Source organism: Maridesulfovibrio sp. (assembly GCF_963677005.1).
GTDB lineage: Bacteria > Desulfobacterota > Desulfovibrionia > Desulfovibrionales > Desulfovibrionaceae > Maridesulfovibrio.
The window spans coordinates 2,608,904-2,623,407 of sequence record NZ_OY781616.1; the positions used below are offsets into that span (position 1 = coordinate 2,608,904).

Here is a 14,504-nt window from a genome sequence, read left to right on the forward strand (position 1 = left end):
ACTATAAGAACTAGTTTGCCAGAGTCTGCTTGATCTTATCAAGCTTTTCCAGAAGTTCACCCACATCCTCACCGTTGCGGGCGCACTGTACGCAAATTTCAGTCAGTTCGGCGGCCATGTCCGAAACTTCGTTCACGGCACCGGGTTCACGGACCTGCCCTGTCCGGGCAATTTCTGAAAGCTGGTTTACAGCCTTTTCAAGTGAAGCAACGGTGAACTCTGCCTGTTGTGAATCAAAACGCAGTCCCTCCACCGCCACCGACAGGATTCGAATATTGTCCTGAAGGCTCTGCTGTCCGGTGGACCCCGATGTACGACCATCCTGATCAAATCCGGCGCCTCCCTGCTGGGGGGTGCCATCGGCAGTGTTGCTGCCGGATGCCTGCGCCGCTTCACCGCCGGAAGGGCTTGCGGCTGCCGGACCGGACGAGGCTTCAGCCGTTGCCACCGGCAGTCCGGTATTGATACTCAAAGGATCGGCCTGTCCACCGAATCCCCCGCCAAGCGACGAAGGAGCCATCTGCAGAGCACGAACCACCTGAGTAAGGTCCGCGTCCGGGCTTCCCGGACCGCTGTTCGAATCAATCAGCCCCCCGCCGCCAAGCGCATTAATGACCTGCCCAAGGTCGGCGTCGGCTCCGCCGGGACCGCCAACGAGTCCCTGTCCTTCGGCACCGCTTCCACCGAGTGCTGAGTCCATGGAAATTTCGGAGCCGCCTTCAGGACCGTAATCTCCGAATTCCCCGCCGGAATTTCCGGAATCTCCGGAATCTGCAGAATCACCTTCTGTCGCAGGGGTATTGTCCCCTGAAGATGCGTTACGAATCTGGTCCGGGATAGGCTCTGTGTTCCCTGAGGTGGAGTCCTCCCCGCCCTCGGAACTGCCCGGCTGGGCAGGAACCGGCTTTGTGTTCACGTTGACCGTGGACTGAAGAGCATTACTGTCGTTTGTCCCGTCGGTGACTATGAAACTGACGGTCCTTGTGCTGCCGAGACTTGCGGCATTGTTGCTTGAAGAAGAAAAAGTAACGGACCGGAGGGCAGCCTGATAATCCGCCACGGAAGCCGTACCGCTCAGGGACAATACACCTGTGACCGCATCATAGCTGCCGCTGATGCCGTTTTGGTCTTCAAAGTTAAGGGCGTCTCCACTTTTCACATCACCTAAATATACCGCAGCTTCCTCTAAGTTGTTGCTGTCGGGATCGCTCAGGGTAAGGTTGGGGTTGACAGCTACTGCAGCCCCCTCTTCGGTGTATTCGGAGACTGCCGTTTCCGCCAGCACAGGATCGTTAATCGTACCGTTGTTGGTGGACACAGTTACCCCGGCGGTATCCGAGGCGGTACTGAACGCACTCGTTCCGCCGTTGGTGGAAACATCCACCCCGCTGTCACCGTTGCTGCCGGAAGTCCTGTCCCAGGCCCGGAAAGTGATCTGCTGGGTGCCGTACTGACCGGGAGTGGCCAGGAAACGGACCTTGGCTGTTGCTTCAAGGAGCACGGCGGAAGTGTCGGAAACAGTACCGAAAACAGTCCATGTTGCTCCATTGTCAGTGGAATACTGCCATTTGCCGCCGGTATCATTCACTCCGGTGACGGCAATGCCCAGATTGCTGCTGTCCAAATCCGTGGCAAAATCAGTCTGGCCGTCGGTGAGCAGGCTGGCTACCGTATTTCCCGCTGGACTCAGGGTCAGGTGGTCGATGGCGGAAAGGGTCGGGCTGCCGCTGTCATCCAGCACAGGAGCGTTGTTGATGGTGGTGACGTTGATATTGACGGAGACCGTCCCCTGTGGACCGGCCCCTCCATCGGAATCGGTAATGCCCAGAAATTCAATGGTCCGCACATTGGCGGAGGAATTCTGCCCGGTGTATGAATAAGTCACCTTCCGCAGTGCTTCCTGATAATCCGCAATCGTGGCCTGCTGTCCCACTTTGGTGGTAAGGGTCAGCACGTAGCCGCCGTTTGCGGTGCTGTACGAAGCTTCAATCTTGGACGTGGGGTCGGAATAGCTTAGTGTATCCCCGGCCTCTCCATTATTGGAGATGGACACCTTTGCCCCGGTAAGAATGGTGTTGTCCTTATCCGCGAGAGTAAGGGTGGAACTGACCACCACGGCCTGTCCGCCCTCGGTATAGCTTTTGGCGTCTCCGGGATTTGTAGCCTCGGGAACATCGTTTACGGCAGCCACATTGATGGTGGTCGTTGCCTGATCAGCAACAAGCCCTTCGGCGTCTGTGGCCGTGTAGGCTACTGTGCGGGCATTGGTGGTTGGGGTGTCGCTGCTGTTGACGTAGGTTATGGAACGCAGAATCGCCTGAAACTCAGCCGCCGAGGCAAGGTTGCTGTTATCCCTGCTCGTAAAGGTGATGGTGGCCGTCCCGGCCTGATTATCGACCTGCTGGGACGCGGAAATATTGGTCTCCAGACTGTGATCCCAGTCCACAGTATCTTCCCCGCCGACCAGATTGCTGACGGTCACGGTTACTGATTGCAGCCCGCTGCTGTCATCGGTCAGGGTTATGGCCGGGCATATCCGGGTGGCGTTATCGTTTTCCGAATAGTTGACCGTGTTTCCGGCAGTGATGACGGGCTTGTCGTTGACCGGAGTGCAGTCCAGGGTAATTGTCCCGGTCTTGACAGTCGTGCCGCCTTCCAGCCCATCCTTGATATTTACAGCAATTGTTGTGTCTGCGTCATAGTTTGCGGCCGGAGTAAAGGCCACCCCGGCTAGCGCAGCGTTTACCTGAGTCACGGTTCCGGTGATGGTCCAGACCCCGGTCCCGGCAGTATAGCTGGCCCCGTCATTGGCGGTAAGGGAGCCCGCCGCCGTATCGGCCAGAGTCAGGGTGGCGGTGATCTGTTCCGCCGTATCGGGATCGGAGACAAAGATATCATCCAGAGCTACGGAAGCAGCATCCTCGATATAGATTTTGTTCTGGGTCAGATGGGTGGCTTCGAGCTGGTCGTTAACCGGGGTAATGCTCAGGTTGAAAGTCGTGGGACCGGAAGATGCTCCGAGAGAGTCGGCCACGGTGAATGAGAAGCTGTCCGAGCCTTCAGCGTTTGCGGTGGGCGTGAAGCTCAGCCTGTTGTTCGCGATATCCGCCTGAGTAAAGGTGCTGTTCTGGCCTAGATCAACACCGTTCAGCTTAAGCGTGCCCTTGTCCGGAGCGTCGGTGACGGTATAGGTCACTTCGCTCGCCCCATGCTCGTTGTCGGTGGTGGTAAGATTGGCCGCCGCGATAGTGGTGGCGGAAGCGTCTTCCTGCACGGTCAACCCGGTATTCGTTCCGGTGGTCGGAGCCGTGTTGGCGATGACGTCAATGGTTCGCGCATGGGAGAGGGTCACTACAGGATCAGTGCCCATGCCGCCGTATTCGACAATATACTGCGCCGAATGCGTAGCACCAGATACATCATACCATCCGGGAGTAAATCCCGAACCTTCGCCACAGAACACTGCGTGATTTTCTCCGGGCAGATTGTTCGGTTCACCGGTATGCCAGTCTTGGTACCGGCTGTTGACAGCAGCTCCATTGACCCCGCCTGCCCAGAACTGCTCTCCACTTTCAGGACCTGAAAACCAGTAGAAATTTCCTTCTGATGCACCGACTCCCTGATTAGGATCATCGGTAGCGGCGATCCATGCCATCTGACTAAACATCTTAGCCAGTAGGGAGTTCTCCTCCGCAGAAGTAATGGTGGCAAGATAGCCATGCAATCCAAAGTAGTTTCGGCTTTCCGCATCACTAAGTGCAGCAGCAAGATTGGTGGAGGACTCTACAAGCTCATAATAATGCGTCTTACCGTTGACTTCCATTGAAATCATATTGCCCAGTGTAAAAGTAACGTCCCGGTTTGTGACCAAATTATTTGATGTGGTGGCGAACGAGACCGTACGCAGCACTTCCTGCCACTGCGCGGCGGAGGCCGTTCCCGTCAAATTAAGAACCCCCTTGCCCGAGTCGAAGCTTGAGGTTATCCCGTTTATGCTGCTCGCCGAAAGCGTATCTCCACTCTGGTATCCGGAGATAATGACACGCGCGTTGGTAATGGGGGAGCCATCGGGATAACTGATGGTCAAACCGGAATCTACAACCGTGGATTGACCCTTGAATGCCGTGAGTGTCGTGTCTGTGCCATCCATATTCAGCGCACCCAGAGTGCCCGTATAGTCCGCAACAACTATTTCATCTGTTTCCACGGGACCGGACTTCACTTCCAGCGTCCAGTCGCCGCCAAGGGACTCGGCACCGGTGGGGTCGTCCGAGGCCGAGATATCCGTGCCGGTCAGTGCTGCTATGCGGTCCAGAAAAATGTCGGCCTCGGTCGAGTCCGCCACGTTGCAGCCATAAAGCAGGATATCGGCATCAGCGCTGAAAACGTCCTGCCACGAAGTCAGTTCGTCCGCGTAATTGTCTAGATTGCCGGAGGAGATGACCTCACCGCCCAGCGTAATCTGATTGGATTCACCGTGAGAAATAATGTGCAGAGCATCTATATCGGTCATGCCGGCAAGCATGTCGCCGACATCGGAAAGGCCCTGTCCGGACTCAAGAACGATGACAGTCATATCGTCGGACACGGAATCAAGAATAGCCTGTTTGTTTTCAACTGCGGAGTCAATAACAACCACTTCCGACCGCGCAGCATCCTGCCCGGCAGTCGCGCCGGCGTCCTGCACGTCGCTTGCGGCTTCAGCCGGATTAGCATCGTGTGCACCGGTATCTACCGGCTCGCTTGGAGCCTGAGCCTCGTTTGCTGCCTGCATATCGACTATTTGATCGACCACGGTATCCACCGCCGCGCCGTCCAGAACAATTCTTTCTTCCAGCAACATGATGTCTAGAGTCATGGGTCCTCCCGCTTGTCGGGGTTCACTTATGCTGAAACGGTCCGGTCATCGGCATCATTTCAACACGTTGGAGGAAAAAGAAAGTCAACACTAAGAAATGCCGACTTTTTATTTCATCATAACCTGCTGAGGCGGGAAGAGCCACTTACATTTAATTACAACCACGTACAGAAAACGAGGAATCTAAAGAAAGTCTGCAGGGTCGATATAGGATGGAGCGTATAGGCTTTTGAGCCTTGTTAATGGCGGTTTTCATGAAGAAAACCATCAAGCAGACCACGACCGTAAGAGAAGTCCTGTCGCGCACCGGGTACAAGAGCGCGACGCTTTATTACCGAATATTACGAATATTACATCAAAGACAGTCGCGTGCGGCGGATAGGACCAGACAGTTACAAAAAAACAAACCATCTTTATCGAACTTGAATATCAATTTAATACCAAATATGTTATTGTGATTATATTCATGGTGAAAATTTTCGTTAACCACCTAAAAGGAGGCAAGTTTCATGGCAATGAAGACAGCAAAATACGAACATGTACGCGGTCAAATGAAACCAGGGGACGTAATTGCTTTTGGAGGAAAAGGGCACTTCTCGGAAATTATTAAAATGGCCACGCTGTCCAGCGTTTCGCATGTCGCCACGATATTGCAGACCAAGATACTTGAGGATAAAGGCAAACGGTATTTTAACCAGGTAATTGAGTCTACCTCGCTAAACGATTTCAACGGGGTCTCCATTTCGCGCCTGAGCGACAGATTAACGGATTATGAAGGAGACGTCTGGTGGCTACCACTAAGAAAAGATTTGTGCATGGATGTGGAAGCACAAGAGAAATTTTATGATTTCCTTTTCGACAAGGCCAAAAGGCGCGTCCGATACGACACCCCGCAGGCTATAAAATCAGCTCTTGATGCGCTTGATCAGCTTCCATTCGAAACACACGGTCCAACTTATAACAAAGAGGATTTCAGTAAATTTTTCTGCTCTGAACTTGTTGCGGCAGGGCTGGAGATCGCCGGAGTAGTCGGCAGCGTTAATGCTTCAGAAGTAACCCCGATAGACTTATGCCGGTGGGGAATTTTCGAGGAGGACTACTATCAGCTGAAGGTTGATAAAGACCTGAAGGAAATTACGAGATTCAACACTCTTGACCCTGCACTCTGGAATAAATGACCACTCAAGCTGTAAAAGCTGAGCTTGGTAAAAAATCCAAATCGGTGAGTATACTCCGGCTGCAAGGCGCAAAAAAAAGCATGGAAAGGAACGTGTATAGACATACGTGAGTTCCATGCTTTTTCGCAGCAACGCAGCGGCTGGAGTTTAATCAGCAATCTGAGGGCCTCATTATTCCAATGAGGTCCTTTTTTTTGATCATTACACAGCCTTAATCCGGTCTTGCGGATGTATTTAATGATTTTAACACCATTTAGACGACGTAAAGAAAAGGTAAAAAAGTACACTGTACGTCTTTTGGCGGACAGACAGGAAATCAACTGTAATCTATGTTTTTGCAGCACATGCAAAAACACCTTGCAAAAGACGCTGAGGCCGACTCTCCGCACCTTCTGCAAGCAAAATTACATTAAGGATTTCCTATGAAAATACTACCTGCAATTCTTCTCATGTTGACAATGGTCTGCTTCGGCTGTGCTTCCGCTTCGGTACAGGCCGGTAAGACTTCAAGTTACAGCCAGTCAGGCAAGGCCTCCTACTATGCGGATAAATTTCAAGGGCGATCAACGGCCAGCGGCGAACCGTACGACAAAAACGCAATGACCGGCGCACACCGTAAATTACCCTTCGGCACACGGGTACGGGTTACAAACACAGCAAACGGAAAAAGCGTCATCGTACGGATAAATGATCGCGGCCCGTTCACAAAGGGACGCGTTATCGACCTGTCCCGCGCGGCTTTCAGTTCTATCGGCAATACGGCGGCAGGAGTTATCCCCGTCACTGTCGATGTCATCGACTAGTTCCCTGGGAACATGTCCCTATACAGCAGCACCAGAATCCGCTGACCGCGTCAGCAATACATAGCCGCGGATCAGCCGGTGCATGTCCGCACTTTGGCGGACAGACACTTTTTTTTATTTTTTATAATCAGAAACACAAATCCAAGGAGATTTATAAAATGGACTTCTTCAAAGCAATTAAGACGTGTGTGAAGAAATATGCGACATTCAAAGGCCGCGCCGGCCGACCGGAGTTCTGGTACTGGGCGCTCTTCACATGGATTCTTTCCATGATTGCCTACACCATTGATACGGCTATTTCCGGAAGCACCGACCCCATGACCCGCTCGCTGCTCGTCTCCAATATAGTCGTTTTTATTACCGTTGTGCCCACCATGGCAGTCAGCGTGAGGCGATTGCATGATGTGGGCCGCTCAGGCTGGTGGTTTCTGCTGACCTTTACTGTAATCGGCGCATTGCTGCTGCTCTATTGGTATGTCTGCCCAAGCAAAAACAACAGGCTCATTGACTCCGCCAGATGACACCCCAGAGCCCTGCAGTGAACGAGGATAATATCGTGAAGAAGAAAGCTTTGAATATTCTTATGGCGGCATTCGTCTTTTCTCTGTTTACGGCTGTAACGGCCCAGGCAAAGGACATCGTGATCTTCAATGAAACAAACTTTGAAATACGCGGTGTTTATATGTCTTCGGCTGATGATCAGTCCTGGGGGGAGAATCTGCTTGGCAGTGAAACACTCAGCCCCGGAGAGGGATTGAAGATATCCATATCCGGTACTCCGAATAACCTGGACTTGGCCCTTGTTGATGACGAAAAGCAGGAACTGGAGTTCTCAAAGCTTGATTTCAGCGATTTCGAATCACTGACCCTTTTTACCGATGGAACCGGGCGGTTTGATTAGGCACAGCATCTTGTCCGCTCAGGGCAGGCATTTCGGCCGATTCTATCCATAAGCCCCATGCAGAAGTATTCTGCAACCCTCTGGCAGCCATATCAACTACTGATTGAAAGATTCTAGCCATGAAAAAAAACATCAAAATCCTGCTGGCAGTCTGTATCGCGTTTGCCGTCGTCTGTGTCGCCATTGTCTTAGTCGTCACGGTCATAGTCGATCCCAATGAATACAAAACGGAAATAGTTCAGCTGGTCCGGGAAAAAACCGGTCGGAATCTGGAATTTGAAGGCGATATCAAACTGAGTTTCTACCCGCATATCGGCTTTGACGTCGGGGCTGTGGCTCTGGGTAATGCTCCGGGATTTCCCGATCTCGATATGGTCCGCATTAAAAGAGCAAACGTTGCCCTTGAACTGGTGCCGCTTTTGTCCGGGAAAATTGTTGTCGGCAAAGTTCTGTTGGACGGGCTCTATCTGCACCTGATCAGGAACGCCCACGGCCTCGCCAATTGGGAAAATCTGGCCGGAAACAATGAGGAAGCAGCAGCCCCGCCCTCCTCCGATGCAGATGGTACCGCGATGAGCCTTGAAGAGCTTACTGTTCAGGGCGTTGAAATAACCAATGCCAAGATGGTTTACTCGGACCTGCAGAATCAATCCGAAACATCACTCGACAATCTTAATCTGAAACTCGGTGCAATCCACGGCACTGCAGACATTCCCTTTGAACTCGGCTTCGACCTTGTGCTGGATCAGCCCAAATTTGATATCCGACCGAAACTATCCGGAAACATCCGGTTAGACACTGCAGCAGGCACTGCGGCTCTGAATAACTTTTCCCTGTCAGTTCTTGATCTTCAGTTTGCAGGAGAGGTTCATGCCAATTATCTGGGGGATTCTCCGTCATTTTCAGGAAACATGGAGCTTGCGGAAACATCACTGCGGGACCTGCTTAAAAAAATCGGGGCAGACCTCCCCGACATGCCGGATTCCAGTGCGTTGAAACGATTTTCAGCTGCAATACAATTCGCCGGAACAGGCGATTCCGCCGAATTGAAGACCCTGACCGTCAAGCTTGATGACAGCACACTTACAGCCGAAGGAAAAGTTACCGATTTCGCTGCCCCGCAGATATTCATCAACGCCAAAATAGATGCCCTGGACGCCGACCGTTACATGCCCTCGCAAACAAAATCGGACTCGGAGGACAAAACCGATGATTCTGATTCCGCCAAGCGTGCTGAGGAACCGAATCTGGACGCTCTTCGTAATCTGATTCTGGATGCCCTACTGAAAATCGGCAGCTTAAAGGCTATGAACGTAAAGGCCACAGACATTCGGATCAACGTTGATGCTCATGACGGACTGCTTGCTGTGTCCCCCCTTTTCAATCTCTATGACGGACAGTTTGAGGCACACACCAGGCTTGACGCAACCGGCAACATTCCAAGCTGGAAAGGAAACGGCAGACTGCAGGGTCTTGATACCCGCTCTCTGCTGCACGATCTGCTCGGCAAGGAAATGATAAGCGGTACGACCTCGGTTGAATACAACCTTTCAGGATCGGGGTTAACTGCTGATAAAATCAAGAAAACAGTAAGCGGAACTGCGTCGTTTGCAATAACAGACGGGTCTGTTCTTGGTCTGGATGTTGCCAAAATGATCCGCGACAGCTGGAACAGCATTATGAAGGCAGATGTAGAAGGCAACGAAACAGGCGATTTCAATTTTTCCCGCCTGACAGCCTCGGCCAAACTCAAAAACGGGCATGTTGTTAATGAGGACCTGCTGTTCGACTCTCCGCTGGTGGAAGCTGACGGTTCCGGCTGGGCCGACCTTCCTGCCAACAAAGTGGATTACAAGGCAATGATCACCGTTGTCGGATCTCTGGACGGTCTGGAAGGAGAAATTCTGGATACCGTCAAGGATCTTCCTCTGCCCCTGCAAGTGAAAGGAGCTCTTGATGCTCCGTCCATAGGCATGGACATGGAGGCAATGACCGGCCTGCTCGTTACAGCAGGCATAAGTGTCGGCCTGGATACTCTGGCGGATTCGCTGCTGAAAAAAATGGACGATGATGACTCCGCAGATGAAGCGGAAGACGAAGCCGAGGATTCATCTAAAGACGATATAGAAGACCTGTTCGGAGATCTGTTCTGATTCTGCATAACGATGCATCCGGAAAGAGGACAACCCGAAAACACAATTCAACCTGCTGCAAAAGCTGACAAGCCATGAACTTATTAAAATCAGTACTTATTAAAACATTATTGTGGGCCGCTACTTTCGGGAGTTTTGCACTCTCCTGTTACTATTTCTATGTCGGATTCATCGTTGATACGGACTCGGAAATGACTCTGTACGTTACGTATGCAACGCTCTTGCTCATTGCCTCCATCACCTGTCTGCAATTCGCCTGCACAAGTCTATACAACTCTATGAACGATGGCGTTAAAATGGTTAACAACCCGAAAGAAGTAGGTCTGGACGCCATTTTCGAGGCCTTCAGGGAACTGGAAACCTCTCTCGGAAAACCATGGATCGGCAAGATAAAAAGCATCCGAAACAAGGTGATTATCTTCGGCCCCAACGCGGACGGCGAATACATCTACATCGACACATTCGGGAAAGGCAGCATCAACGTGGCCTTTAGCGACAGGCCTTCATTCATAAGATTTGGCGAAGCGGACAAATGGAGGCTTGAAGCGCAGGCTCAGCCTGAAAGCCTGGAAGATATCATCAGGTATACATTTGTCACCGCCTGCATCCTCCCGGAACTGGCTCAGAGAGTCCAGGAATTCGTGGATACCGGCATAGCCGATCTGACCACGCTCGGCATCGACCGGAACGAGGAGCTGTATATTTTTGATGAGGATTTCAGCTGGACAGGGCAGGAGTTTACCCTGTTTGACGTTGAAGAGAATGAAAAACTTGAAGTCAAGGCTCTGGTACCCTGCAAAACATTTTCCATAACAGAGCCCGGCGGAGAAAAGGAACTGTTCAGCCTGACCAGGCGGATTTTTCATTTCATGCCCACGTATGACCTCTTTAAAGAAGGGCAGAAAATAGGTCGATTCAAAAAACGGTTTATTTTTCACCATGTTCATTTTGTCGGGGATACGACCATTGGTAAGCTGGAACTGCGCAGCATGAACGCAACCCTCGGCTCCAACTATCAGGTGAAGCTGGATGGAAAGCAGGTTGGAACGGTTGCGAGACAATTGAATATCAATTTGGGCAATGTTGTTTTCGATAACTTTGTCATCTCGGCCGGCAGAGCCGAATACCTTCCGCTCATGGCGGGAATGGCCGTGGTCGTTGCAAGGCAGGCCCAAAGGGACAAAGTTGAAACCGTTGTCTCAATGGCGGATGACTAGACAGTAAAAGAGCTAAAGTTGACGGAGAGTAATATGAGAATCAGCATCAACCTTCAACAGTCGGGCAAATCTGCAAACCATAATCGTCTACCCGGCCTTTCGGTTCATGTTTTGGCGATCTTACTGCTGTTATCAGCGTTTTGTGTAAGCAATGCCATGGCCGGCTGGGACGTCAGCAACCAAAGGGAGACAGATGGACATAAAACCGTAGCTGGCAGAGTGTTTACGGGAACCGATCTTGCCAACTCTGCCGAAAACACGGAAGAGCCTTCCCCGCAGGCTGAAACAAGCACGCCCCCTCCCGTCAACACGTCTGAGAATGAATCAGCCCCCGCTAACGATGATTCGGACTTTGCCCCCGGAGAGTGGGCTCTTGCTTTCGGACTGGATGATCAGCTTTTTCCCTCCGCCATAATTGCTCTTTCCACCCTGGACCCGGAAAATATCGGGGTTCAGAGGCAGGAAAACACGTTCGGATCTCCTCTGGCAATGGCCTCTGTATTTATCCGCGCACAGAATCCCGGTGACCGGGTTACTGTAGAGATCACAAGCACCGACCTCATCCGCCCTTCAAAAATGACTGTCACCCTGCCCGATGCGGAAAAAGTATACGAGATAAGCCCGCACCTCAGGTACGAGTACGAAAAGCTGCTCTCTATCCGCCAGCCCTACCCTGAGGATGTCACCGCAAAAGTCTTCGTCAACGGCGAAGAGGTTGGCGAGCATACGCAGACCGTTATTGTCCGTTCCGTGAACGATTGTTTCTTCGGATTATACACAGACGGACAGCAGAATTTTCAGGACTGGTCCGAGATGTTCGCAGCCTACGTCAACGAAGGGGACCCGATAATCGACGAGATACTCAGTGAAGCCCTGCATAAAGGATATGTGGACGCTTTTATCGGTTACCAGGGGGACGAGATGGATGTAACCCTCCAGATTGAAGCGATCTGGAAGGTCCTGAAGGATAGCGGATTCAGATACAGTTCCATAACGACCACATCGGTGGAATCCGATGTGGTCGCCGCGCAGCATGTACGCCTTGTGGGAGATTCCACCCGCGGCGCGCAGGCCAACTGTGCTGACGGATCTGTGCTGCTTGCTTCTATTTTCAGAAAGATCGGTCTGGATGCCTACCTGATTCTACTGCCGGACCACATGATGGTCGGGGTCTCCAACAGTGCGGAACAGGACGCTCCGGTCATTCCCATAGAGACGACCATGCTGGCAAGTGCCGACCTTGGGCAGGCTCAGGAAAGCGCCATCGAGACTATCAACGAGTATAAAAACGATCCCTCGGCTGTCACCTACATCAGTATCAACGGAGCCCGCAGAGCGGGGATACTGCCGCTTCGAAATCTTTACAAATAATCGGATCAACAATTATCAGGAGTCGCTGTTTTGAAATTTGTCACTATGTTCGGCCGTGGTCCTGTTACTGCTGCAAATGAAAGTCTTTCTGGTTTACGGCAGGTCTCATTGCTATTCCTGACTGTTCTGCTGTGCCTGATGTCCGGCATGGCGGCAACGGCCCGGGGCGATTCCGGAAAACCGGCCAGAGAACAGGCCGTTGAATTGAGCCGTAGTGCCAACGATGCCTTCGCCCAAGGCGACCTGAAGAATGCCTATGAAAATTATACGGCTGCGGAAAAAATTTTTAAGTCCCTTGCGGAAAAAAATCCCGCTGTTCTTCAGGCACAGTTTGATCTGGCTGTCATCAATGAACGGCTCGGAGACCTCTATGTCCGTATGGACAATGGGGGCAAGGCTCGGTTCGCATACGCCCGAAACCTCAATATCCTGGAACAACTTAACAGAAACTACCCGGAAGACCTTGATGTGTTGCAGGATATTATCGTGGGCAACCTGAAAATAGGCGACCTCTATGTCTGGCTGGCCAAAGCGGAGAAAGCTGCGGCAGCTTATGAAAAGGGCGTTTCATATTGTGAAAAACTGTCCGGCATGGCTCCGAAAAATATGGATGTCCGCAGGGATCTGTGTCTGCTCTGGTTCAGGCAGGGTTGTCTGCTCCGTAAGGCAGGGCTGAAGGAAAAGGCTGAAGCAGCCCGTTCATACGAATTGGAGGCTCGGAAAGCGCTGCTTTCGATGAACACCGACAAGGGTAAGGAAGCGCTTTTCCTCGGTTACAAGCTTCTTGGGGAACAGTACAATATGGTCGGACAGTGGGCCGATTCAATTGTAGCATACAACGAAGCGCTTGACCTGCTTACCTCACTATTGCGTACCGACCCGGTAACCATTCCGTATCAATGGGAGTTCTCGTCCATTTATAGAAACATCGGCGAAGCTCAAGCGCAATTGGGACAGTTAAATGATGCGGAGGCTGCCTATAAACGGGTGCTGAATATCAGTGAGCAGTTGGTGAAAGCTGTACCGGACAATCTTGATTTTCAGCGCGATCTCGTTGTGACCCATTACAAAATAGGTAAAATTTCAGAAGCGAAAGGGGATAAAAAACAGGCCTTATATGAATATCAAGCAGCCTTGTCGCTTGCTGAAAACATGGCCCGAAACAATCCTGAAAATGATCAATTGCAGCAGGATATATCTGAAATCAAAAAAATGATCGGCGCTATTGAGGGCTGACCTTGCACTGCGCGTCCGGACTTAAAAAACTCTTCTGGCCTCGATGAGACGTCCGCGCCAGTATGGGCCGGACATGGACACTTCGCACACAGTCTTGCCTGAACTGGGTGAATGTACAAAGGTTCCGCTTCCGGTTGCAATGGCGGCGTGAAGAGATTTTCCCTTTTTGCTGACCTTGTAGAGAAGAATATCTCCGGCACGGATTGAGGATTTGCCGACAGGCCGTCCTACAGTCAGTAAACCAGATGTGGAACGAGGCAGATTGATGCCGTTCCGGTTATACACGTACCAGATAAAACCGGAACAATCGAAGCCGGTTTCCGGAGATCGCCCTCCCCATCTGTAAGGTATACCGAGCAGTGATCGTGCTGTGCTGACAACACGGGAGCCTTTGGAGGACCGATTTACTTTGGATGTCCTGCCAACCTTGGTTGCGGAGACTATTTTTGCTGAATCATACGTCCGGCTTTTCGGCGAGGGGACCTGTTTGGAAGCGCAGCCGCCGGTTACAAGCAGCAACAGCATTATGACAACAGGCACTACGGCAGGATGTATAGTGATATTCGGCTGGAGGAGAACAGAATTGCTGTCCTGTGAGCAGTGATTGTCCATGGTACGCTGAAACCGGTGTTTCATTGGGGAATCTCCAAAACAATTTTAATTCTATATTCCCCGAAAAGGGAACTGACCAAGAATATCACAGGATTCACCAAGTGTCTGTCCGCCAAAATGCGGACGTAATTTCGCCTTTCCATAGAAGTTGTCTGTTGTGCACGGGATTTGTATA

At 51.5% G+C, this 14,504-nt stretch carries 10 protein-coding genes; 8 read left to right on the forward strand and 2 right to left on the reverse strand.

The features are described from left to right. Positions 1-10: 10 nt before the first annotated feature. Positions 11-4,858, reverse strand: coding sequence for a DUF4347 domain-containing protein (locus ACKU4E_RS11560; RefSeq protein ID WP_320171226.1), 4,848 nt, complete (start codon positions 4,856-4,858; stop codon positions 11-13). 509 nt (positions 4,859-5,367) lie between these two features. Here ACKU4E_RS11560 and ACKU4E_RS11565 point away from each other — a divergent pair. From ACKU4E_RS11565 to ACKU4E_RS11600, 8 genes are all read left to right on the forward strand, one after another. After that, on the forward strand, positions 5,368-6,036 hold the full coding sequence (locus ACKU4E_RS11565; RefSeq protein WP_320171227.1) for a hypothetical protein: 669 nt from the start codon (positions 5,368-5,370) through the stop codon (positions 6,034-6,036). Positions 6,037-6,458: 422 nt separating this feature from the next. Then, positions 6,459-6,839 (forward strand): septal ring lytic transglycosylase RlpA family protein, encoded by a 381-nt coding sequence (locus ACKU4E_RS11570; RefSeq protein WP_320171228.1) that lies wholly within the window; start codon positions 6,459-6,461, stop codon positions 6,837-6,839. 158 nt (positions 6,840-6,997) lie between these two features. Further along, positions 6,998-7,360, forward strand: coding sequence for a DUF805 domain-containing protein (locus ACKU4E_RS11575; protein ID WP_320171229.1), 363 nt, complete (start codon positions 6,998-7,000; stop codon positions 7,358-7,360). A 35-nt stretch (positions 7,361-7,395) separates the two neighbouring features. Beyond that, positions 7,396-7,740, forward strand: coding sequence for a hypothetical protein (locus ACKU4E_RS11580; protein ID WP_320171230.1), 345 nt, complete (start codon positions 7,396-7,398; stop codon positions 7,738-7,740). 119 nt (positions 7,741-7,859) lie between these two features. Beyond that, on the forward strand, positions 7,860-9,893 hold the full coding sequence (locus ACKU4E_RS11585; protein WP_320171231.1) for an AsmA family protein: 2,034 nt from the start codon (positions 7,860-7,862) through the stop codon (positions 9,891-9,893). A 74-nt stretch (positions 9,894-9,967) separates the two neighbouring features. Next, a complete protein-coding gene (locus ACKU4E_RS11590) occupies positions 9,968-11,110 on the forward strand; it encodes a hypothetical protein (RefSeq protein ID WP_320171232.1) in 1,143 nt (380 codons plus the stop codon). A 33-nt stretch (positions 11,111-11,143) separates the two neighbouring features. Then, on the forward strand, positions 11,144-12,481 hold the full coding sequence (locus ACKU4E_RS11595; RefSeq protein WP_320171233.1) for a hypothetical protein: 1,338 nt from the start codon (positions 11,144-11,146) through the stop codon (positions 12,479-12,481). Between the two features lie 30 nt (positions 12,482-12,511). After that, positions 12,512-13,717, forward strand: a complete 1,206-nt coding sequence (locus tag ACKU4E_RS11600; RefSeq protein WP_320171234.1) for a tetratricopeptide repeat protein — start codon at positions 12,512-12,514, stop codon at positions 13,715-13,717. A 21-nt stretch (positions 13,718-13,738) separates the two neighbouring features. Here the strand turns inward: ACKU4E_RS11600 and ACKU4E_RS11605 are convergent, their stop codons facing one another. After that, positions 13,739-14,353: a C40 family peptidase gene (locus ACKU4E_RS11605; protein ID WP_320171235.1), complete on the reverse strand. Its 615-nt coding sequence runs from the start codon at positions 14,351-14,353 to the stop codon at positions 13,739-13,741. Between the last annotated feature and the right edge of the window lie 151 nt (positions 14,354-14,504).

What these genes read in the sequence shown, in the direction of transcription:
- ACKU4E_RS11560 (WP_320171226.1), bottom strand. Translation starts at nt 4,858, where the DNA reads ATGACTCTAGACATCATGTTGCTGGAAGAAAGAATTGTTCTGGACGGC.
- ACKU4E_RS11565 (WP_320171227.1), top strand. Translation starts at nt 5,368, where the DNA reads ATGGCAATGAAGACAGCAAAATACGAACATGTACGCGGTCAAATGAAA.
- ACKU4E_RS11570 (WP_320171228.1), top strand. Translation starts at nt 6,459, where the DNA reads ATGAAAATACTACCTGCAATTCTTCTCATGTTGACAATGGTCTGCTTC.
- ACKU4E_RS11575 (WP_320171229.1), top strand. Translation starts at nt 6,998, where the DNA reads ATGGACTTCTTCAAAGCAATTAAGACGTGTGTGAAGAAATATGCGACA.
- ACKU4E_RS11585 (WP_320171231.1), top strand. Translation starts at nt 7,860, where the DNA reads ATGAAAAAAAACATCAAAATCCTGCTGGCAGTCTGTATCGCGTTTGCC.
- ACKU4E_RS11590 (WP_320171232.1), top strand. Translation starts at nt 9,968, where the DNA reads ATGAACTTATTAAAATCAGTACTTATTAAAACATTATTGTGGGCCGCT.
- ACKU4E_RS11595 (WP_320171233.1), top strand. Translation starts at nt 11,144, where the DNA reads ATGAGAATCAGCATCAACCTTCAACAGTCGGGCAAATCTGCAAACCAT.
- ACKU4E_RS11605 (WP_320171235.1), bottom strand. Translation starts at nt 14,353, where the DNA reads ATGAAACACCGGTTTCAGCGTACCATGGACAATCACTGCTCACAGGAC.